The sequence below is a fragment of the Syntrophorhabdaceae bacterium genome, assembly GCA_036504895.1.
In the GTDB taxonomy this organism is placed as follows: domain Bacteria; phylum Desulfobacterota; class Syntrophorhabdia; order Syntrophorhabdales; family Syntrophorhabdaceae; genus PNOM01.
In genome coordinates this window covers 14,925-35,739 of sequence record DASXUJ010000075.1, presented here as the reverse complement: position 1 = coordinate 35,739, position 20,815 = coordinate 14,925, and the positions used below count along the sequence as shown (strand labels likewise).

Annotated in this window: 25 protein-coding genes; 14 read left to right on the top strand and 11 right to left on the bottom strand. The window is 53.4% G+C overall.

The features are described from left to right. The first annotated feature begins 180 nt into the window (after positions 1 to 180). A complete protein-coding gene (locus tag VGJ94_10510) occupies positions 181 to 828 on the top strand; it encodes a pentapeptide repeat-containing protein (protein HEY3277043.1) in 648 nt (215 codons plus the stop codon). 23 nt (positions 829 to 851) lie between these two features. Here VGJ94_10510 and VGJ94_10505 read toward each other — a convergent pair whose 3' ends face one another. The 3 genes from VGJ94_10505 to VGJ94_10495 form a co-directional block, all read right to left on the bottom strand. Beyond that, positions 852 to 1,703 (bottom strand): HEAT repeat domain-containing protein, encoded by an 852-nt coding sequence (locus tag VGJ94_10505; protein HEY3277042.1) that lies wholly within the window; start codon positions 1,701 to 1,703, stop codon positions 852 to 854. 84 nt (positions 1,704 to 1,787) lie between these two features. After that, positions 1,788 to 2,231 carry a hypothetical protein gene (locus tag VGJ94_10500; protein ID HEY3277041.1) on the bottom strand — a complete coding sequence of 148 codons (444 nt, stop codon included), beginning with the start codon at positions 2,229 to 2,231 and terminating at the stop codon, positions 1,788 to 1,790. An 82-nt stretch (positions 2,232 to 2,313) separates the two neighbouring features. Next, positions 2,314 to 2,937 carry a site-2 protease family protein gene (locus VGJ94_10495; protein ID HEY3277040.1) on the bottom strand — a complete coding sequence of 208 codons (624 nt, stop codon included), beginning with the start codon at positions 2,935 to 2,937 and terminating at the stop codon, positions 2,314 to 2,316. Between the two features lie 266 nt (positions 2,938 to 3,203). Here VGJ94_10495 and VGJ94_10490 point away from each other — a divergent pair, with 266 nt between their 5' ends. The 11 genes from VGJ94_10490 to VGJ94_10440 all read left to right on the top strand — a co-directional run bounded on the left by VGJ94_10490 (position 3,204) and on the right by VGJ94_10440 (position 13,015). Then, on the top strand, positions 3,204 to 4,139 hold the full coding sequence (locus VGJ94_10490; GenBank protein HEY3277039.1) for an ABC transporter substrate-binding protein: 936 nt from the start codon (positions 3,204 to 3,206) through the stop codon (positions 4,137 to 4,139). After that, positions 4,123 to 4,878 carry an ATP-binding cassette domain-containing protein gene (locus tag VGJ94_10485; protein ID HEY3277038.1) on the top strand — a complete coding sequence of 252 codons (756 nt, stop codon included), beginning with the start codon at positions 4,123 to 4,125 and terminating at the stop codon, positions 4,876 to 4,878. The genes VGJ94_10490 and VGJ94_10485 overlap by 17 nt, the downstream gene beginning before the upstream one ends. Continuing rightward, on the top strand, positions 4,875 to 5,621 hold the full coding sequence (locus VGJ94_10480; GenBank protein ID HEY3277037.1) for an ABC transporter permease: 747 nt from the start codon (positions 4,875 to 4,877) through the stop codon (positions 5,619 to 5,621). The genes VGJ94_10485 and VGJ94_10480 overlap by 4 nt, the downstream gene beginning before the upstream one ends. Continuing rightward, on the top strand, positions 5,606 to 6,499 hold the full coding sequence (gene menA / locus VGJ94_10475; protein HEY3277036.1) for a 1,4-dihydroxy-2-naphthoate octaprenyltransferase: 894 nt from the start codon (positions 5,606 to 5,608) through the stop codon (positions 6,497 to 6,499). The genes VGJ94_10480 and menA overlap by 16 nt, the downstream gene beginning before the upstream one ends. A 107-nt stretch (positions 6,500 to 6,606) precedes the next feature. Next, a complete protein-coding gene (locus VGJ94_10470) occupies positions 6,607 to 7,008 on the top strand; it encodes a cupin domain-containing protein (protein HEY3277035.1) in 402 nt (133 codons plus the stop codon). A gap of 8 nt (positions 7,009 to 7,016) precedes the next feature. Then, complete coding sequence (locus VGJ94_10465; GenBank protein ID HEY3277034.1) at positions 7,017 to 7,568, top strand: hypothetical protein; 552 nt, start codon at positions 7,017 to 7,019, stop codon at positions 7,566 to 7,568. Between the two features lie 43 nt (positions 7,569 to 7,611). Next, positions 7,612 to 8,409: a TIGR02757 family protein gene (locus tag VGJ94_10460; GenBank protein ID HEY3277033.1), complete on the top strand. Its 798-nt coding sequence runs from the start codon at positions 7,612 to 7,614 to the stop codon at positions 8,407 to 8,409. After that, positions 8,399 to 9,667, top strand: coding sequence for a 30S ribosomal protein S12 methylthiotransferase RimO (rimO, locus tag VGJ94_10455; protein ID HEY3277032.1), 1,269 nt, complete (start codon positions 8,399 to 8,401; stop codon positions 9,665 to 9,667). Before VGJ94_10460 ends, rimO begins: the two co-directional genes overlap by 11 nt. Positions 9,668 to 9,679: 12 nt before the next feature. After that, positions 9,680 to 11,143, top strand: coding sequence for a lysine--tRNA ligase (lysS, locus tag VGJ94_10450; GenBank protein HEY3277031.1), 1,464 nt, complete (start codon positions 9,680 to 9,682; stop codon positions 11,141 to 11,143). Then, positions 11,140 to 12,342, top strand: coding sequence for a lipoprotein-releasing ABC transporter permease subunit (locus VGJ94_10445; protein HEY3277030.1), 1,203 nt, complete (start codon positions 11,140 to 11,142; stop codon positions 12,340 to 12,342). The genes lysS and VGJ94_10445 overlap by 4 nt, the downstream gene beginning before the upstream one ends. Next, positions 12,335 to 13,015: an ABC transporter ATP-binding protein gene (locus tag VGJ94_10440; protein HEY3277029.1), complete on the top strand. Its 681-nt coding sequence runs from the start codon at positions 12,335 to 12,337 to the stop codon at positions 13,013 to 13,015. Before VGJ94_10445 ends, VGJ94_10440 begins: the two co-directional genes overlap by 8 nt. 19 nt (positions 13,016 to 13,034) lie before the next feature. On the opposite strand, the gene VGJ94_10435 is transcribed toward VGJ94_10440, so the two are convergent. Then, the gene (locus tag VGJ94_10435; protein HEY3277028.1) at positions 13,035 to 13,448 is read right to left on the bottom strand and encodes a pentapeptide repeat-containing protein; all 414 of its coding nucleotides are present in this window, start codon (positions 13,446 to 13,448) and stop codon (positions 13,035 to 13,037) included. A 531-nt stretch (positions 13,449 to 13,979) separates the two neighbouring features. Between VGJ94_10435 and VGJ94_10430 the strand changes: the two genes are divergently transcribed. Both VGJ94_10430 and VGJ94_10425 read left to right on the top strand, forming a co-directional pair. Beyond that, complete coding sequence (locus VGJ94_10430; protein ID HEY3277027.1) at positions 13,980 to 14,411, top strand: hypothetical protein; 432 nt, start codon at positions 13,980 to 13,982, stop codon at positions 14,409 to 14,411. Between the two features lie 95 nt (positions 14,412 to 14,506). Then, positions 14,507 to 15,535: a glycosyltransferase family 2 protein gene (locus tag VGJ94_10425; protein HEY3277026.1), complete on the top strand. Its 1,029-nt coding sequence runs from the start codon at positions 14,507 to 14,509 to the stop codon at positions 15,533 to 15,535. Positions 15,536 to 15,580: 45 nt separating this feature from the next. Here VGJ94_10425 and VGJ94_10420 read toward each other — a convergent pair whose 3' ends face one another. The 7 genes from VGJ94_10420 to VGJ94_10390 form a co-directional block, all read right to left on the bottom strand. After that, complete coding sequence (locus tag VGJ94_10420) at positions 15,581 to 16,867, bottom strand: lysozyme inhibitor LprI family protein (GenBank protein HEY3277025.1); 1,287 nt, start codon at positions 16,865 to 16,867, stop codon at positions 15,581 to 15,583. Positions 16,868 to 16,909: 42 nt separating this feature from the next. After that, positions 16,910 to 17,317, bottom strand: a complete 408-nt coding sequence (locus VGJ94_10415; protein ID HEY3277024.1) for a bacteriohemerythrin — start codon at positions 17,315 to 17,317, stop codon at positions 16,910 to 16,912. A 267-nt stretch (positions 17,318 to 17,584) separates the two neighbouring features. Beyond that, entirely contained in the window at positions 17,585 to 18,013 is a 429-nt protein-coding gene (locus tag VGJ94_10410) for an ACT domain-containing protein (GenBank protein ID HEY3277023.1), read from the bottom strand. Positions 18,014 to 18,019: 6 nt separating this feature from the next. Next, the gene (locus VGJ94_10405; GenBank protein ID HEY3277022.1) at positions 18,020 to 18,559 is read right to left on the bottom strand and encodes a 2-oxoacid:acceptor oxidoreductase family protein; all 540 of its coding nucleotides are present in this window, start codon (positions 18,557 to 18,559) and stop codon (positions 18,020 to 18,022) included. Continuing rightward, positions 18,553 to 19,293, bottom strand: a complete 741-nt coding sequence (locus VGJ94_10400; GenBank protein HEY3277021.1) for a thiamine pyrophosphate-dependent enzyme — start codon at positions 19,291 to 19,293, stop codon at positions 18,553 to 18,555. Before VGJ94_10400 ends, VGJ94_10405 begins: the two co-directional genes overlap by 7 nt. After that, positions 19,290 to 20,360 (bottom strand): 3-methyl-2-oxobutanoate dehydrogenase subunit VorB, encoded by a 1,071-nt coding sequence (locus VGJ94_10395; protein ID HEY3277020.1) that lies wholly within the window; start codon positions 20,358 to 20,360, stop codon positions 19,290 to 19,292. The genes VGJ94_10400 and VGJ94_10395 overlap by 4 nt, the downstream gene beginning before the upstream one ends. Beyond that, complete coding sequence (locus VGJ94_10390; protein ID HEY3277019.1) at positions 20,357 to 20,566, bottom strand: ferredoxin family protein; 210 nt, start codon at positions 20,564 to 20,566, stop codon at positions 20,357 to 20,359. Before VGJ94_10390 ends, VGJ94_10395 begins: the two co-directional genes overlap by 4 nt. Positions 20,567 to 20,815 lie beyond the last annotated feature (249 nt).

The following is a 20,815-nucleotide window of genomic DNA, read 5'->3' as shown; positions in this document are numbered from 1 at the left end:
AAGCTTTAAAATCCCGGTCCGACCTCTTAATTCACTTGGCGGAAGAGACAGAGAATGGTTTCATGATCTTTAGAATCGCCAGCTCCGTGCCGATAAAAAGGAGACGACCCTATCTCTGACGGATGAGATAAGGGTGATGAGACTTCATCTGTTAATGCAAAAGTTCCGGGAGGAAAAGAATTGAAGAAATTGGCTCTTTTTGTGGCGGGGTTCGTTATTCCCCTATTTTTCTTTATCGGGACCGGGTATGGGTTCAACGCGGCCGATCTTCAAAGACTGAAAACCACGTTCCGATGCCCGGGGTGCGATTTGTCCGGGGCAGGACTCAAGGGTTTCAACCTGAGCAGGGCGAGACTCGTGGGGGCGAACCTGGCAGGAGCCGATCTCACCGGGGCCAACCTCTCCATGGCCCACCTGAACAATGCAGATTTTTCAAGGTGCGATCTTACGGGAGCCAATTTAAGCGAGGCACGCCTCCAGTATGCTGAACTCGTGGGCACCGACCTGGCCGGGGCGGTCCTCGACCACGCAGATTTTACCGGTGTCAATCTCACCCATGCAAATCTGCTGAAGGCCAGAGGGTTCCATATGATCCTCCGCGGAGCCGACCTCTCCGGGGCAAATCTGATAAATGCTGTCTTCGAGCATGCGACCATGCGGGGAGCGAACCTCTCCGGCACGGACCTTACGGGCGCCAATATCTCAAACGCCGACCTTACGGGCGCCAATTTAACGGGAACGAATATCTCGGGAGCAAATCTTAACGGCGCCACCTGGCCCGATGGAGTGAGCTGCAAGGCGGGTTCAGTGGGCGTTTGCAAGAAATAAACCCTTATTTTCCGTCCCCGGCATTACTCTTTTGTCGTCTCGGCCTTTCCGCCTAATCTCGAAATTGCTTCCCGGGCCCGATTGCAGCAGACGGGATCGACGTGAGATTGCGCGACTTCGGCCAGCTTGTCCGCCGCTTCTGTGGATGCCAGATCGAATAGGGCGGTAATGGCCCGCACGCGCACCGGTTCGTCATCCTCGCATATGACCACGTCAATGAGGGCATCTATCGCTTCCTTCGAGCGAAGCTGCATGAGGGCGCCGACCGCTGCCCCGCGGACGGATATCTCCGGGTCGTGGAGGAGTTCGAGAATGTAGGGCACGGATGATTCCGATCCCATGCCGGCCATCGCATGTATGGCAGCCACCCTGAGGTCGGGATCTCTATCCTGAAGAAAATCATAGAGAAGAAGGTTTGTCTCTTCCGAATCTATCTCTCCCAGGAGGAGGATGGCCTGGATTTTCTCGTCCTTGTCATTCCCCTTAAGGGCATCGACCAAAAGGTCTTTTGTGACGACCGAGGTCTTGAGGGCCGCCCTGATCGGAAAATTCTCTTTCACATGCTCGAAGACCGATTCCATGAATCGTTCAGCCCCTTCCGGTCCGGAACCCGGGGAGAGAGACGAGACAAAGGACTTTACGTGGCCCGCAATCTCGGTCAAATCCTTATGAGTGAGCCCTTTTTCGAGTTTCTCGTCGAATCCATCCGCGCGAGGAAAGGCAGGCATGGGACTCTTCACGTCACCCATCGATGCGCGCAGACTTTGGAGCACCACCTCTCCGAAAGCCGGTCCACTTTCCTTAAGCAGCATGGCGCCCTTGTGGGCGAACCAGTCATAAATTGCCGCCACGGTAAGATCCTTGAGCAGAGTCATAGAGGCCCCCTTTTTGGGGAGAATATAATGATCGAGCGTGTTTCCGTCAACGGGCGCCAGGGGTCTCCCATGGCAGCGCGGGATTTATCGCATGGCGTAGACAGGCATGGCTGATCCCTTGAAAAGGAGGACAAATGCGAGGAGTCCGACGATAGCGAACAGGATCATGGTCCACTTTCTTCGAAAATCGATGTTGAGCAGGAAAAGGAGCACCAGGATCACACCATAGGCAAGGCAATAGGGGCAGTAAACCTCGTTTTTTACCTGAAAAGAGACCAGGAAAGCCTCCGCCCCGATACCCATGGAAAGGACCGGCAGCAAAAGGAGGTCTTTCTTCAGAAGGCTCAGGACGACCACGACTGCCATTGCGATAATACCTGCATATTTGAGGTCAAGGCCGAGGATAGCGCCTTTAAGATAAGAGCAGGAAGTCGTGCACAGGGCATAGAAGACCATTATGGCCGCGGCCGCGACGGCGAGTATTATGTTGATCAGATACTTTCGCTTGATTAGGCTCTCTATTGCCATTTTTACGTCACTCCGCGGGGATAATGGATACAATAGAACAGGTGGGGCCACGGGATCAAGTAATTTGTGCGGCCCGGAGGCGTCAGGGCAGAAAGAGGAGGATAGCCCCTTTAATGATCTGCTGGATGAAGTAAATGAGGGGATTCAGGAAACCAAGCCACAGGGCGGCAAGGATAATGAAGAATCCATAGGGCTCTATTCGCGCCATGGTATACTGGAACTTACGCGAGGCAAAACCCATCAGAATCTTCGAGCCGTCAAGAGGGGGGATGGGGATGAGGTTGAAGGCAGCGAGCATGACGTTGATCTGAAACATGTATTGGAGAAGGATGTAAATCGCATCCATGCCGGTGGCGGCCATGTAATGAAGAAGGAGGGCGGCGATGAAGGCAAGGAGTATGTTGGTGACGATCCCTGCCGAAGCCACGAAAATGAGCCCCCGCCGTTCGGGCCGGAGGTTGTTGAAGTTTACGGGCACCGGCTTGGCCCAGCCGAAACCGAAGATAAAAAGCATGGCCGTGCCTATGGGATCGAGGTGCCTGATGGGGTTGAGGGTCAGCCTCCCCAGCCAGCGCGCGGTGGAATCCCCCATCTTATCCGCCACCCAGCCGTGGGCGACTTCATGGAGGATGATGGAATAAAGCAGAGGTATGGCCACAAGAACAAAGGTCAGAGGATCTTTGAAGAGCAGAGGTAAGAGGCCCATAAGTTTCCTTAGTATCACACAGGTAAGGGCACAATTTCAATGCAAAGTTGATCCTCTTGCAGCGGGCGGCATGGATTCAAAAAGGTCCGTCCCGGTTCGACCATTATTACGTATGGGTGAATCCCTCACCGAAATATCCCCGCGCGGCAAGACCTCTTTCATCCTTGATTACACTACCTTTTCATGATAAAGTAGCAACCGTTACAGGTGTGTTGCGCCGAAAGGCCGGATGGGGGAATTCAGAGAATCAATTCCGGGAGGACAATGTGAGAATAGGGAAATGGGCATTATTGGCAATCGCTTCTTTCTTTCTTCTGGTTCCGGGCCGGGCTTATCCTGCCCCCGATATCCGTTTCGGCACCCTTCCCGTAATCCAATGCCTCCCTGTTTTTGTCGCGGCGGAAAAAGGGTTCTTTAAAGAGCAGGGCATAAGCGTAGAGCTTGTCGCATTTAACTCGGCCCTTGAAAAAGACGTCGCCTTTACCTCGGGACAGATTGCAGGATATTTCGGAGACATCCAGACATGCATGGTCCTCAATGCGAACAGGATACCCATCAAGATCGTGGCCGTAGTCTATAACTCCACCAGCCAGAGGATGTTCGCGTTTATTCTCGCGCCTAAATATTCCGGAAAAGAGCTTAATGACGTGGTGGGGGGTGGAGTGGCGGTAAGCTCCAATACAATCCTCGATTTTCTTACCGCCAAATTTCTCTCCCTCAGGAATATCTCTCCTTCCCAGGTGAAAATGGTGGAGATCAAAAATATACCGGTTCGCTTGCAGATGCTCACTGCGGGTCAGGTATCCGTCGCGGTCCTGCCCGAGCCCCTTGCGACCCTGGCGGAGATGAAGGGCGGCAAATCGATCATGGATGACGCGGGCAGAGGGCTTTCCGCCACGGTCCTCGCATTTCATGATGGATTTACGAATAAAAACCCCGAAAAGATAAAGGCCTTTGTGCGCGCTGTGGCCAGGGCTTCGGAATATATCAATAAAAATCCTGAAGAAGCCCGTTCGATTATGAACAGGGAATGCAGGATTCCGGACCAGCTTAAGCTGAGCTTCCCCATCCCCCGGTTTCCCGGCCCGTCTATCCTTCCGAGGGAGCAGGTGAGGGAAGTGTCTCAGTGGCTTCACAAAAAGGGGAGCATCAAAAAAGAGGTCCTTTATAATCAACTGGTGGCGGATGGCTACCTCCCATGATCTTCTTGAGATAGCCGGACTCGGAAAGACCTTCTTTAGCGGTCCTGAGCCGAAGACGGTGCTCAGGGAGATCGGTTTCGGCCTTTCCCATAAGGACTCCCTTGCTATCGTAGGACCCTCCGGCTGCGGAAAGACCACTCTCCTCCTCATGATCGCCGGGCTTCTGCAGCCAAGCGCGGGTACCCTTCGACTCGAGGGACACGTGATTACGGGCCCGACCAAAAAGATCGCTCTCGTGCTCCAGCATTACGGCCTTCTCCCATGGAAGACGGTGGGGGCCAATATCACCCTCGGCGCGAAGCTTCAGAAGATCGATGTTGCCGAAGGCGAGATAAGAGACGTGAAAAGGGAATTAGGCATCGAAGACCTCGATCACCTCTACCCGACCCAGCTCTCCGGGGGGCAGCGTCAGCGGGTCGCCCTCGCAAGGGCAATCCTTCTCAGGCCGAACCTGCTTTTACTCGACGAGCCCTTCGCCGCCATAGATACCCTTACACGGGAGCGTCTCCAGAACGGCCTTCTGGCGGTATTCAACGAGCGACGGTTCAGTTTCATCATCGTAACCCATAGTTTTGACGAGGCGATCTTCATGGGCCGGAGGATTATGGTCCTGGACAACAATGCGTCCATTGCCGCAATAATCGACAACCCTGCCGCGGGAGACCCGGATTACCGGAGCAGGCCCGAATTTTTTGAACGGAGCCTGGAACTCAGGCGCGTCCTCGAGTTTCCTGCATGAAGAAACGACTGCTCCTTGCCTATGCCGCCACCATACTCGTTATTTATGCCCTTTGGTACGTGCTCTCCCTCCTCCTGGGGAGCGAGCTTCTCCCGGACCCCTTCGTGGTTTTTTCCCAGGGATTTGAAGAGATCGGGAAAAGCACATTCTGGGGACACGTGGGGGCAAGCGCCTTTCGCATCTTTTCCGGCCTGACCATTGCCTTTGTAACCGCCGTGCCGCTGGGACTTTTCCTCGGGAGCACGCCGCGGTTCGACCGCCTCTTTGCCCCTCTGATCTACCTGGGATACCCGATCCCCAAAATAGTACTGATGCCGATTATTTTCGTTCTTTTCGGTCTGGGGGACACAAGCAAGATCGTCCTTATCAGCATGATCATCTTCTTTCAGCTCCTCATTACCGCCCGCGACGCGGCAAGGAGTATCGACACTGAGGTGGTCTATTCCCTGAAATCCCTGGGGGGAAGCCGTTTCGACTTCTACCGCCACGTGGTCTGGCCCGTCAGCCTTCCGGGTATCTTCACGTCGCTCAGGATCGTCACCGGCACGTCGGTGGCAGTGCTCTTTTTCGTTGAATCTATCGGGACGAGCAAGGGGCTCGGCTTTTACATCATCGATTCATGGGGGAGGGCCGACTATGCCACCATGTTTGTGGGAATCATATCCCTTTCCGTGATAGGCATCATTCTCTACGAAACCTTCGATGTCCTCGAGAGGAAGCTCTGTAAATGGAAAAATCCCTAAACCAATCGAAACTCAGGGCCTGGGTGCAGGCGAGCCGCCCTCCTTTTTTTGTCGCCACCCTGGTGCCGCTCCTTATCGGCTGGATCCTCGCGAGGGGCGAGGGGTGGCACGGGGGCCGGTTTCTGGTAATCATACTTGCGGCCCTTATGGTTCACCTCGCAACCAATCTCGCGAACGATTATTTCGAGGACAAAGAAGGGACGGACGAGGGCGAGGCTATTGGCGGATCCAGGGTCATTCAGGAGGGGAAAATATCATCCCGGGCGATCCTGAGGGCGATCGTCATACTCTACTTTATCGCTTTTGTCGCTGCCTTTTATCTTATGATCGCCTTTGACCTCTATGGCATCGCACCGCTCGTGCTCTTCGCATTCTTAAGCAGCCTCTTCTACGTGGCCCCGCCCTTGCGGTACGGGTATCATGGGCTGGGAGAAATCTTTGTGGGGATCAATATGGGGCCGGTCATGGTGGTGGGCACTTATTGGGTGATTGCCGGCCGGCCCGACTGGAAACCCCTCGCCATATCCGTGCCTGTGGGGCTAATGGTAGCCTCCATCCTCTATTACCAAAGCTTGCCGGATATGAAGACGGATATACTGGCGGGGAAATATACCCTTGCCGTGAGGCTGGGGAAGAAAGGCGCTTACTATGGTCTTATCCTCTTTTTCGTACTCATCTACGGGTCTATCGCGGCGCTGGTACTCCTGAGATTCCTTTCACCTGCGGCAATTCTGTCTCTTTTCAGCATTCCCCTATTCCGAAAGATGCTCATGATCGTCAGGACCACCGATGATTGGCTACTCCTCGACCAATACGGTAAGTACGTCCGTATACTCTACTTCGTGAACGGCCTCTCCATTATCGCCGGCCTTTTTTGATCGGCTCCTTCCGACTCGTTTTTCCCGGCAAGAGCCGATCCGTCGTTGCGGCTGTGTCCCATATCTGCTAAGATATACGTGCAAAAGTTCAAGGAGACGGACGGGCCATGAATAAGGTGAGGATAGAGAAGCTTCCCGAGACGAGGGAGATCGATGGTGCGAAGCGATGGGTCGAGGAAAAAGGCGAGTTTGCCCAGATTTCCTATGGAGAAGTGCTGCGCCATCTCGCAGTATTCGAGCTGAAGCCCGGTTTTTGGAGGGGAAGCCACTACCACCAGGAAAAGGAAGAGACTTTTTATGTAATAACGGGCCGGATGCGCGGCGTCTGTATCGATATGGACACGGAAGAAAGGGCAGAATATACGGTGACGAAAGGGGATAAGATACATATCCGACCCCGGTGCGCCCACATCTTCTATGGATTGGAAGATGCCCTTGTTGTAGAATATAGCCCGCAAAAATATGATAAGGATGATACCTTTAAGGTGGAATTCGAAGAGAGGTCATAAAAAAATCTATGGCTGAGATAAAGAGTGCTATTGAGCTCGCGATGGAGAGGACGAGAAACCTCGTCATGGACGAGGAGGAAAAGAAAGAGTCACGGAAAAAAGAGATCGAAAACCGGTTAAGGGCCACTCTTCGACGGTATCTGGAAGGCATGACCGATGAAGAAAGGGCACTGAAAGAGGTAGATGAAATTGATGCCGAATCCGGTCTCAAGAGAGGTCTCCTCTTCGGTCTGCTTCTTGAAGAATTGGACATCACAAAAGAAATTGACCGCCTTATCTCCCTGATTGACCGTGCGGCAGGGCGCCTGCCGGGCTCGCTGATGGAGGAGTTGGGTGAGATCAGGGACCGTTTTACCCTGGAGATGGCGAAGAAGGAACAGGACGTCCGGGTGAAGGTAATGGACCGCCTGGCGGAGATGGGTGTCTCCGGCGACGGAATAGAGCCGAACGTGGAGACGTGGGAAGAGTGGACCCATGCGAGGCAAGAGACGGGGCGGATGTTTGAAGCACAGGTGAACGCCTGGAAAGAGCGGGTCATTCGCGCAATAAAGGACGCCTGAGAAGCGGTGGGTTCCTGTTTTCGCTTCGCCCGGGAATTTAAGTATTAAACTCGAAGAGATATATAAAAGAGAGAAGGCGGGTCTGCCTCTCCTCATCAGCGGCGATCCGGTTGAATTTGTCCATGCCTACGGGGAAGCCCGGGACAAAGAGGTCGCAGGTTTTTTCGCGTCCCAGTTCGCTTACGGCCGCATCGAGGTGATGAAGAGGTTCCTCGGGGACCTTTTTACGCGCATGGGCGCCGGCCCCGCCGAATTCGTGCGCGCGGGAGATTGGTCGCTCCTTGACGGCCTCTATTACAGGTTTCAAAAAGGCGATGAGATAAGGCGCCTTTTTGCGGCGCTCAGGCGAATCCTGATCGGCTACGGGAGCGTGGAAGGGTTCTTTCGTGCCCGTTACGAAGGAGATACGAGGGAAGCCATATGGAGGCTCAGGCAGGAAATAGTCGGCGATGACAGGGACCTGCTCTTCTTCTTCCCGAAGGGCCTCCCTGCGAACCCGCTCAAGAGATGGAACCTTTATCTCAGGTGGATGGTGAGGAAGGATGAGATCGATCAGGGTCTCTGGACTTTTATGGATAAGAAGGACCTGGTGATCCCCCTCGATACCCACCTTTTTAAAATAGGCCGGTGCCTTGGGTGGACGGACCGGAAGAGCCCTTCCTGGCATGCGGCACAGGATATCACGGGGGCCCTTCGGAAGATATCTCCGGAGGACCCTTTAAAATACGATTTCCTCCTGTGCCATAGAGTGGGTATCGGCGCGTCCTGCACGGGCAGAAGAAAAGAAGCATGCGCGACAAGGTGCGTGCTGATGAAAAGAGGAGAATTTATTGAAATTTAAGATCATAAGCCTCGGGTGCCCCAAAAACCTTGTGGAATCCGAATATATCGTGAAGCAACTGGAGGAAGGGGGCCACACCCTCTCCGAAGAGTGCGACACGGTGGTAATAAATACGTGCGCTTTCATCGGCGACGCGGCAAAGGAATCGATAGAGACCATTCTCACGGAAGCCCAGGCAAAGGAAGAGACAGGACGGCGGGTCATCGTGACCGGATGCCTGATAGAGCGTTACAAAGAGAGTCTCAAAGAGCTTTTGCCCGAGGTAGACCTTTTCGTGGGCCGGAATTCCTATAGTGAGATCGGCTCTCACATCGGTTCCAGCGGGTTCATACTCAGGGAAGGAGACTTTTCCGAGACCTTTCCCCGAAAGGTGCTCACGAGCGGCCCTTCGGCATATTTGAAAATTCAGGAAGGGTGCGACAACAGGTGTACCTACTGCACGGTCCCCGATATACGCGGTCCTCTCGTAAGCAGGGAACCGGAAAAGGTGCGGGAGGAGTTTCTCTGGCTCCTTTCGGAAGGCTTCAAAGAGATCAATATCGTGGGACAGGATATTACCTCCTATGGCCGGTATACGGGCGGCCCCCTTAAGTCCCTTCTCAAGATGCTCCTCGAAATAGAGGGCGACTATTACCTGCGCCTGTTATATATGCATCCCCGGGGCATCGATGGAGAGCTTATCGACCTCATGGCGAATAATCCCAGGATAATCCCCTACATGGATATGCCCATCCAGCATACGGAGGACTCTATCCTCCGCGCTATGAACAGGGGCTATACCAGGGCCGACCTCGAGAGGCTCCTCGAAGAGATCAGGGCAAAGAGCCCTGATATGACGCTTCGGACCACCCTTATTCTCGGTTTTCCCGGAGAGACGGACGAGGACTTCGATCACCTTGTGTCATTTATCCAAAAATGGGAATTCGACATGCTGGGCGCCTTCATGTATTCGAAGGAAGAGGGCACTCCTGCCTATAAAATGAAGAATCAGGTGAAGAAGGCCGTGAAGAAGGCGCGTTACGAAAAGGTGATGGAGGTCCAGCAGGGAATTTCGAAACGCCGACTCGGGCGTCTCATGGGAAAGACCGTGACGGTGATCGTCGAGGGGCAGGAGGAAGACCACATGGTGGGCAGGCTTCTCGCCCAGGCGCCCGACATCGACGGGCTCGCATTTATAAAAGGCGATGCTTCGGCGGGCCAGATCAGGGAAGGGAAAGTAGTGAAAACCATGGACTATGATGTTATAGTGGAGCTATAGGAGGAGGAGAGCATGGAACCCATCAACGAGCTGGTAGCCGTACGAAAAGAGAAGGAAAAACAATTGAGGGAGGCGGGTATAGAGACCTACCCCCAGGACAGAGGTCCCTACAGCACTACCATCGAGGTTGAAGAACGCTTCAAGGATTATTCCCACGAAGATCTCGATAAAACGGAAGAGAAAGTGGCGGTTGCCGGAAGGATCATGGCCTTCAGGGATTTCGGCAAGAGCGCTTTTCTCCACATTCAGGACCGTAAGGGCCGTATCCAGGTCTATGTGAGGAAAGATATTCTGAAAGAGCCGGAATTCGATATATTCAAGAAATTCGATATCTCCGATATCATCGGCGTGAAGGGCAAACCCTTCAAGACCAAAACAGGAGAGCTCACCATCCTTGCCGAAGAGGCGAGGCTCCTCACCAAGTCGCTGAGACCCCTGCCCGAGAAGTGGCATGGCCTAAAGGACGTGGAAGAACGCTACAGAAAACGATACCTCGACCTTATCGTAAATCAGGACGTAAAGGACGTATTCATAAAACGCGCCAAAATTATCCAGTTTATAAGGAATTACTTCGTCAAGAGAGACTTTATAGAGGTGGAGACGCCCATGATGCATACCATCCTGGGGGGCGCGGTGGCGAAGCCCTTCGTGACGCACCACAATGCGATGAACATGGACCTCTACCTCAGGATCGCCCCGGAGCTTTATCTCAAGCGGCTCGTGGTGGGAGGTCTGGAACGGGTATTCGAGCTTAACAGGAATTTCCGTAACGAAGGGATCTCCGTCCGCCACAACCCCGAATTCACCATGGTGGAGTTTTACCAGGCCTATGCCACGTATGAAGACAATATGGCCCTGACGGAAGATATGATCTCGTCTCTCGTCCATGAGCTCTACGGCGTCTATAAGATCGCCTTCAGCGGCCGGGAGATCGATTTCACCCCTCCCTGGCGAAAGATGACCATGGAGCAGGCGCTCAAGGAGTTCGGAGGATTCGACCTCGAAAAAGAGCAGTCCATCGAGAGCCTCGTCTCCTTTGCAAAAGGTCTCGAGATCGAGGACGCGGACAAAGACACGAGGGGCAAGCTGATTACGAAGATTTTTGAGGAGCTTTGCGAGAAACAGCTTATGGAGCCCACTTTCATCACCCATTATCCCGTTGAGGTTTCTCCCCTCGCGAAGAGGAGCAAGGAGAGGCCGGAGATCACGGAGAGGTTCGAGCTCTACATATCGGGCATGGAGATCGCCAACGGTTTCAACGAGCTTAACGACCCGGAGGACCAGAAGGCCCGGTTCCTCGAACAGATCGAGAAGAAGGAAGAAGGGGCGATGATGGACGAGGATTACATCACGGCTCTTGAATACGGTCTTCCGCCTACATCAGGGGAGGGCATCGGCATCGACAGGCTCACCATGCTGCTGACCGACAGCCAGTCCATACGGGAGGTCATCCTCTTCCCCTTGCTCAGGCCATGAAATACGAATCGATTATCGGGCTGAGATATCTGCGCTCCAAGCGGAAAGAGGCGTTCATCTCTTTCACCACCTGGATGTCCGTGGCAGGCATCGCCATCGGCGTCATGGCCTTGATCGTGGTAATCGCCGTCATGACGGGGTTTCAGGATGAGATCAGGGAGAGGATCCTCGGCATCAATCCTCACGTGGTAGTGCTCTGGGACCCGAGGGGGATCGATAAAACCCCTGCTCAGGTGGTCGATGCCATTAAGACTATTCCCGGCGTGACCCATACGTTCCCTTACGTCACTTTTCAGGCGATCGTCCAGAGGGGATCGCAGCTTTCCGGTGTGGCCGTAAAATCCTTTAACCCCGACCAGGTGAAGTTCATGGCGGGCCTCATGAAGGAAGGCAGGATAGATTCCCTGAGTCAGCCCGGCACGGTGATTATGGGCAAAGAGATCGCGAGCCACCTGGGGCTTTTTCAGGGGGACTCCTTCACGCTCATGGTCCCCTTCGGAGGCATATCTCCCATGGGGGCGGTGCCGGAAACGGTGAAAGTCAGGGTGGGAGGAGTCTTTGAGACGGGCATGTACGAGATCGACAATACCCTTATCATCATGTCCCTTGAAGATGCGGAGAAGATGTTCGGTTTAGGTCCCATGGGGGTAGAGGTGAAGCTTGCGGATGTGTATAAGGCGGGAGACGTGCAAAAGGAGATCACCCGGCGTCTCGGCCCCGGCTATTTTGCCCGCACCTGGATTCAGATGAACAAGAACCTCTTCTCGGCCCTGAAGCTCGAGAAGATCGCCATGTTCATAATCCTTGCCCTCATTATCCTTGTGGCGAGCTTCAATATCGTGAGCTCTCTCATCATGACGGTAATGGAGAAGAGGAAAGATATTGCCATTCTTAAATCCATCGGGGCAAAGAAGAGGAGCATCATCAAGATATTCATGGTGGAGGGGATAACCATCGGCATCTTCGGCGCCCTCATCGGCTCCTTTTCAGGCTATATCCTCTGTCAAATACAGCAGACGTACCATATCATCACCCTGCCGAGGGACATCTATTACATCAGCACCCTGCCGATGAAAATCAGCCTTTTCGATGTCTTCCTCCTGGCCCTCGTGACTACCTGTATCTGTATCCTGGCGACCCTGTACCCTTCGTACAGGGCGGCAAAAATAGACCCCGTGGAGACCCTGCGTTATGAGTGAAACGATCCTGAGCGTACAAGGGCTCAAGAAGGCATACCGAAAGAACGGCCTGGAGATACGTGTTATCAAAGGAGTGGACCTGGACGTGGAGAAGGGGGACCTCATCACCATCATGGGGCCCTCGGGAGCGGGAAAGAGTACCCTCCTCCATATCCTGGGCGCCCTCGATCAGCCTACGGAGGGTAATATCCATTTCAGGGGGCGCGATGTCCATGGCTTCTCGGAAGATGAAGCCAGCCGCTTCCGGAATGAGAAAGTGGGGTTCATCTTCCAGTTCTACCACCTCCTCCAGGATTTCGACGTGATCGAGAATATCAGGATGCCCCTGCTTATCCGGGGCATGAGCATGGGTGAGGCTACCTCGAAGGCCGAGGCATTCATGGAGATCATGGGTCTGGCCGGAAGGCGCACTCATAAACCCGGAGAGTTATCCGGCGGCGAGCAGCAGCGGGTCGCCACCGCGCGCGCCCTTGTGAGCGAGCCGGAAGTGATCCTCGCCGACGAGCCTACCGGCAACCTCGACAGAAAGACGGGCCGGGAGGTGCTCGACTACATACTCTCGATCAATGAGAAGCTCGCGTCGACCCTCATCCTCGTGACCCACGACCCTGAAATAGGCGCCATCGGAAGAAGGCGTTTCAACATGGTCGACGGCGAACTTTTCCCCCTGTAAGACTCTTCTGTAGGCCAGGCTACTGCTTGCACTCTCCTATGGAACCTTGCTTGCACGATTTGCCGTTTATCCATTTCGCGCTATGAAGGTTCGCCTTGGTGAGATTAGCCTTTGTAACATTCGCCCCCGAAAGATTGGTGTCATAGAGGTTGGCCCCGGTGAGGTTGGCCCCCGTAAGATTCGCTTTTGACAGATTGGCGCTGTAAAAGGTGCAATTCGACAGGTCCGCGCCGGTCAGATTCGATGAAGAGAGGTCGGCATAGGAAAGATCGAGGCCGCCCAGCTTCGCGTTCGTCAGATCGCATTTGGCGCAGTTATTCGACTTCCTGAGGTCCTTCAACTGTTTCTCATCAAAGGCCCCCGCTACGGTGAAAGAGAAAAACAGACAGATCAAAGCCATTGCCGATAGGAACGATAACCTGCTTCCGCTCATAATTACCCCCTTTTCCTGAGATTTTCAACAACAAAAAAACCGCCACCTGAAGACTTTTCAAATCTTCAGGTGGCGGCCCGACCATCCTGCATCACCTCCGGGGATATCACTGCCCCCGAACCCGCACGCGCTCAAATTAAAGAGCTATGTATACAATTATTATACGGTTACGGTCATATATGTCAAGCAGATTTTTATGCTCACAGGGATATATCCTGTATACATTCGACACCGGCCCATTGAACGAGGCGGTCCCAATGCTTAAAATACTAAAGGCATTATATTTCCCCCAAAGGCAGGTCCATGTGGAAAAGGAAAGCTTATCGAGAAAGATAGGGCTTTTGCGGCCCCTGTGGTGGCTCATTCATTTTATAGCCATATCGGCGGTGTATGCAATCGGTCATTTGCTATGGAGGTGATGTGATCCGCTATTTCCTGAGATATAAACCCGGCTGGTGGATACTCCACATGGTGACTACAGGCTTGACCCTCTATCTTGGCCACGTCGCAGGCTTCTTTGGAAAGTGATCGATGAGACGGACCCTTGTACTGGCGCTCTTTCTGTGTGCGATCTCCGGATTCCTGCTCCATTACCGAATCCATCCGTTCCTCGTGCCGGACAAAATCCACCCCGGCATGACCGTGTTCAACGGCACCACATTTCTCGCCTTCCTCCTGCCCCTCATCGATATGTTCGTGGTCACGGCTCTTTATTTGTCGCGCAAGACAGCCCTCTACGGATACCTCCTGAACGGCCTCCTCGTCATCTACGGGACGATCCTGATGGGTCATTTCAGTATTGCCCAGTTCATCGCCCAATCCGTGCCGCCGGACAAATGGATCATAAATTCAACCCTGCCTGATATCGGCATCGCATGGGCCGATTTCTTCGTGGGCAAGGCCCTCTACGACCTCTACCTGGGAAAGCCTTTTCTTGAAGTGAAGCCAAGGGCCGAAGGATAGAAAGGTCCGAAATCTGTCTTGACTTAGGCTCCTCTTTACACTACATTTACCTATTCATGTGCGCCTACGCCCAAATTCCTCGAGCCTGCTTTTAAATGGAAGATCTCATCTCGGTAGTGATACTCAACTGGAACGGGAATGTCTTTATCAGGGGCTGTCTCGATACGGTTCTGTCCCAGGACTATCCGAACCTCGAAGTAATCGTAGTGGATAACGGCTCCTCCGACGGCTCCCAGCAGATCATACGGGATGAATACAAAAGAGTGGTCCTCATCGAGATAGCCCGAAACCTCGGCTTCGGCGGAGGCAATAACATAGGCATAGACCGCGCCCGCGGCAAATACGTGCTCATCCTCAATAACGACACGGAAATCGATATGAGCTGCGTGTCGGAGATGAAGAGAGCCCTGGATAGAAACAAAGGCTACGGCGCCTGCGCATCGAGAATAGACGTCATGGACCCGCCCGACACCATCGATGCCGCCGGCATCGCCGTCTACCCCGACGGCCTCGCCATGGGCCGCGGCAAATGGGAGCCCGCTGCCAACTACGCCCGGGAAGAAGAGGTCTTCTTCGCAAGCGGCTGCTGTGCCCTCTTTAAACGGGAAATGTTGGAAGACATTGCCATTGACGGCGAATACTACGACAATGATTTCTTCGCCTATGCGGACGACACCGACCTCGGCTGGCGCGCCCAACTACGAGGCTGGCGCTGCGTTTACGCCCCCGCCGCCAAATGCCGGCACCTCCATTCCGCCACCTCGGGCTATTACTCCGCCTTCAAAGCCTATTTGGTGGAGAGGAACAGGATGTGGCTCATGGTAAAGGACTTTCCTTTACCGCTCATCATCTACGGCCAGATGTTCACCTTCCTCCGCTACGCCCACCAGGCCGTTGGCGCCATAACAGGAAAAGGCGCAGCCGGAAAGTTCTCCGAGGAACACTCGAAGGCGAGACTGGTTACGGTGCTTCTGAAGGTGTATAGAGATTTTTTATTGGGTTTGCCGAAGATGTTGAAGAAGAGAAGGGCAATACTGGGACGGAGAACGGTGTCGGTGGGAAAGCTGTTCCGTATCATGAAGACCTATCACATGACCACGAAAGATATTACTTCCAAAGCATAAATTAAAGACCGGGTTCGAGCCGAGGAGGATTCAATGACCTCCTGATCATTGCACCAGCTCAAGTACTGATTCCAGTTCCTTTTGTCTTCTCTCCGTGAGCCAGCTCTTCCATGTTGTTTCATTTACGGCCGGATTGATGGAGACGAAAAGTCTGGTCGAGGCGTCTCTATAGGTTATCCAAAGGCGTTGGACAGTCTTTATCTCCTCCCGAGTCGGAACGCAAGCACGAGGAGAATTCTCGTCCTTCTTTAATTTATCCGATATGTCCTGATATATCTTATTAAGCTTTTGATCCGCAACCCGGAGGCTGTCCTCGGGAGAAGGCATGAATCTGTTTTTCAACACCTTTTCCACCAGGGATAAATACTCGTCCCCATGCTCCTTCCGTGAAGAAAGGACCCTGGCGGCGTGAGCCGTGCCGCAGCGAAAGCCTTCCTCATTTTCCGCCCTCTCTTCAAAGAATTTATCCGCTGAACGGAGCGCCTTCCCCAGAAGTTCTCTGCCCTTCTTGTTGAGCTTTGCCTTCAGCTCCTCGTATCGAGAGTTCTCCTCTTCCCGGTCCTCCTCCTCTTTCTGTGCGGCGCAGTAACTCTGACCGTAACCGCTTTGCACGTAGTCGCAGATATCGAACTTTTTTACCGTGCCGTTTTTCCAGTTCCCATATGTTTCTTTCACGGCCGATATTAATTCAACAGGCGACCATCCTCCCCGCATGACGAGGTTAAAGACCAGCTCCGGGTCGGGCTGGCCGAACCGTCCTCCCCCTGAGGCCTCTTCGGCCAGCTCCCAGATCGAGTAAAATTCACATTTTGCTTTGTTTATCCCGTATTTCTTCATGAATTGCGATGCATCGAAACCCTTGGCCTCAGCACACATCTTGATGGTCCTTACCCATTCTTCCTCATAATACCGGGTATTCAGCTTGGGATTGGCCTTTTTGACGTTAAGGTAAAGATTGAGCGCTATTTGCGGCTCTGTTTCGGTTAAACTATTGGCTTGGAAAAGGAGCATGTCGAGGGCCTCTTCAAATGCCTTCACGTGACCGCTTTTTGCGGCTTCCGAATAGTGGCGAATTCTTTCTTCCCGTATCATATGGCAGCCCACTGCCAACCGGTAATGGGCTTCTGCGCTCCCCATGGCGGCAGCCTTCAGATAGAGGCCCTTCGCGGCTTCTTCATTGCCCGAACGGTATGCCCTCTCAGCCCGGGAAACCAATTCCTGCGCTTCCTGCGCACATAAAACCGCTGCTGACACGATACACATGAGAAAGCCGATAATCAGCCTTTTCATGGCGCCAAAATATATAATAGTATAGGTGTCCTTCTGTCCCATGTTCCTTTGGTAATCCGGTTTTGCACCTGATTTGAAGAGTTCCTACTTTAATCCCTTCTCATTAAGAAAAGGTCCGTACTTTTTGTCTTCACCCTGTATGTGACTCTTCAGCCAGTCTTTGAGGAATGTCATGACTTCCAGGGTGAGGCTCAATTTGCCGGCTCCGTAATCTTCTTTGAAGTCGTATACCTTTTCCACGAATGCCGTATGCTTGGCTTTATGCACAGCCGCGAGAGGGTATCCGAATTTGGCGAAATAGCCTTCTTCGGTGGCGAAATGTTTTCCCGCGTAGGAAAAAAGGTCCGCAAGGGTCTTCTCGATGGCATCCTTGCCCTTCCCCTGTTTCATTGCATCATTCAGTCTGTTTATCATCTCGACGAGCTGCCGGTGCTGTGCATCGATTTCCGCCACATTTACGCTAAGGTCACTGCTCCACTCAAATAATGCCATCTTTCTCTCCTATGGATATAATGGGTCCCGATGGGGCAGAGGTAAAAGCCTCACGGTCATCATAGATATATCGGCTTTTTGTTTGAGAAAGTTAATTCAATTGAAAAAGGGTTTTTTTGAGTTTCTAACTAAACGTAAAATCTGCGGCGGGCCGGATTCCTTTTCAGATCGAGGCGACTAGGAGGAGCCGACGCAGGCGTATTGGAAATACGTCAAGGAGAGTGACGACGCGGGCAACGAAGAGCTGGGAAGGAAGGCAGCTCGCCCTTAAATGTTATAGACTTCTTTGCCTAGGGTGCGTATCCAGTTCTGCTTGAGCGCCTTCTGCGCCTTCTCTATCTTGTCCACTCCCAGGATCACTATCGCCTGGCCGCCTGCCCTGCCTAAATGGGGATAGAGGTAATGGACGTTGATGCCGGCTTCTTTGAGGGGCTTCAGCACGGCGTTTAAGCCGCCGGGATGGTCGGGGGTCTCCACTGCGAGGACATCGGTTTCTTTGGTAGTGAAACTGTTTGCGTTGAGGATGTTGATCGCTTTCACCGGGTCGTCCACCACGAACCTTACGGTGCTGATGTCCGAGGTGTCGGCAACGGAGATAGCCCTTATGTTTACCCCTTCCCGGCCGAGAAGTTCACTTACCTTGGCCATTGCGCCGGGAACATTGTCGAGTACAATTGAGATTTGTGTGATAAACATAAGGATTTACTCCTTTACAAAATTAAAGCCCAGTTCGAGGGCTGCTTTATTGAGCTTGATGAGGCTTGCCTTTCCTTCCCCCAAAATCTGGGTAAGGTTCTTTAACATGAAATCGAAAGAGATGATGCTGCTTGCCCGGATGAAGGCGCCCAGCATGATCATGTTCGCCACTTTCACGGAGCCGACCTGTTCGGCGAGCTTTGTGGTGGGAACCGGCAGGACCTCAATGTCGTGGCGGGCGGATGAGGGGTCCACGATCGAGGAGTTGACGCAGATGAGGCCGCCCGACTGAAGCACGCTCTGAAATCTCGCGAAAGAGGGCTGGTTCATGGCGACCACGAAATCGGGCTCCGAGGCGACCGGAGACGCGATCTCTTCATCGGAGACCACGACCGTGCAATTCGCGGTGCCGCCCCTCACTTCCACGCCGTAGGAGGGGAAGTAGGTTACGTATTTGCCTTCATGCATGGCGGCATTGGCTACGGTATATCCCATGGAGAGCACGCCTTGTCCGCCGAAACCTGAAAATATGGTCTTGATCAGCATTTGACCTCTTTGATTACGCCCAGGGGAAACTCTTTTACCATCACCTCGTCGATCCATTTGCACGATTGGATGGGGGTCATCTTCCAGTTGGTGGGGCAGGGGGAGAGGACCTCGACGAGGGAGAAACCGGTCTTGTTCATCTGGTGCTGAAAGGCTTTGACGATCGCCTTTTTTGCTTTCACTACCGCGGAGGGCTTGTTGACCGCGACCCTTTCCAGGTACGAGGTACCGCCGAGAACGGCGAAGACTTCGCACACTTTGACGGGATGTCCGGCCAGGGCGGGGTTTCTGCCGGAGGGGCACGTGGTGGTCACCTGGTCGATCATGGTGGTGGGCGCCATCTGTCCGCCCGTCATGCCGTATACCCCGTTGTTCACGAAGATTACCGAAATCAGCTCGCCCCTGTTCGCCGCATGAAACCCTTCGGCGGTGCCTATGGCTGCAAGGTCCCCGTCGCCCTGGTAGGAGAAGACGAGGTTGTCGGGAAGGACGCGCTTAATGCCCGTCGATACCGCGGCGCCCCGGCCATGGGCCGATTCCAGGGTGTCAATGTCGAAATAATTATAGAGGAGCATGCCGCACCCGGCGGGGGCGACACAGATGATCTTGTCCCTGAGCTGCATCTCATCGATCACTTCTGCGAGAAGCCTGTTCACAATACTGTGGCCGCACCCCGGGCAGTAGTGAAAATGGGCTTCCTTGAGACATTTCGGTCTCCCATACACCTGTTTCATGCTTTCCCCCGCTTGGACTGATAATAATGGCGGGATATTATCCTATAGAGCTCTATGGGCGTGGGTATAACTCCCCCGGGCCTCCCGTAGAAGTGGATCCGCCCTTTTCCTTCGAGGGAGAGCTGAACGTCTTCGATGAGCTGACCTGTGCTCATCTCAAAGACAAAGAAGTCCTCGACCCTGTTTGCCGTTTCTTTTATGATCTCTTTAGGAAAAGGCCATGCGGTGATGGGACGGATAAGGCCGACCTTAAGGCCTTCCTGCCGGAGCCTTTTAATCGCTCCCTTCGCGATCCTGGCGGACGTGCCGTAGGCGACGACTACCATCTCCGCGTCATCGAGAAGAGTGGTTTCATAGCGGACTTCATTCTGCTCCATCCGCTTTACTTTTCTGTAAAGCTTCCAGTTGTGCTCCTCTTCTTCCTTGGTGTCGAAAAGCAGGGAGCGGACCATGCGGGAGGGCCTGCCTTTTGCCCCGTTCAATATATAATCTTTCGGAAAATCTTTGCCTTTTGTGATATGGTCGAAGCTGACCGGCTCCATCATCTGGCCGAGCATGCCGTCGCCTAAGATAAGCACCGGGTTCCGGTAAAGATCCGCGAGATCGAAGGCCACGGGTACGAGATCGGCCAATTCCTGGACGGACGAAGGACAGAGCACGATGGTCCGGTAGTCACCGTGTCCTCCTCCGCGGGTGGCCTGGAGGTAATCGGATTGGGCAGGAGAGATATTCCCCATGCCGGGACCGCCCCTCGCCATATTGACGATCACCGCGGGAAGCTCGTCCGCGGCGAGGTACGAAATGCCTTCCTGCTTGAGGCTTATGCCGGGACTGCTTGAAGAGGTCATGGCCCTGGCCCCCGCGACGCTCGCGCCCAAGACCATATTGATGGCCGCAATTTCGCTCTCCGACTGTATAAATACGCCGCCCTCGACTTCAGGCATCCGCTTTGCCATATATTCGGTAAGCTCATTCTGGGGGGTAATGGGATAGCCGAAATAGCAGGTGCATCCCGCTAAGACCGCCGCCTCTCCCAACGCTGCGTTGCCGCTCATGAGCTTTTTCAACTTTTGAATACCTCGATAGCCACTTCAGGACACATGACGGCGCACGTAGCGCACCCGGTGCACTGGTCGTTTTCCGGGTACTCGGCCGTGAAATATCCCTTCGCATTAAGCCGGTCCGAAAGGACGATGACCTTCTTCGGGCAAAATTCAATGCAAAAGGTACATCCCTTGCACCTTTCCCTGTCAATTGTAATGAAACCTTTCATTATTATTATCGACCGCCGGAATTTATTAAAACATGGGTAAAATAGCCCACCAGACCGCCCAATGTCAATCAATTTCTGAGCCTCCGCCTTTTTAAAGTAGTGGCCGTAAAGTCTTTTCACTAACGACTATCGACTAGAGACTATCGACTGTCCCTAAGCTATCGACTGGCCCTAAAATTGACAGAATTAGTGAAAAAGTATAAATTACATCCGGTGAAATTTACTTTAACGCGTTCAATGGAGTTGGAG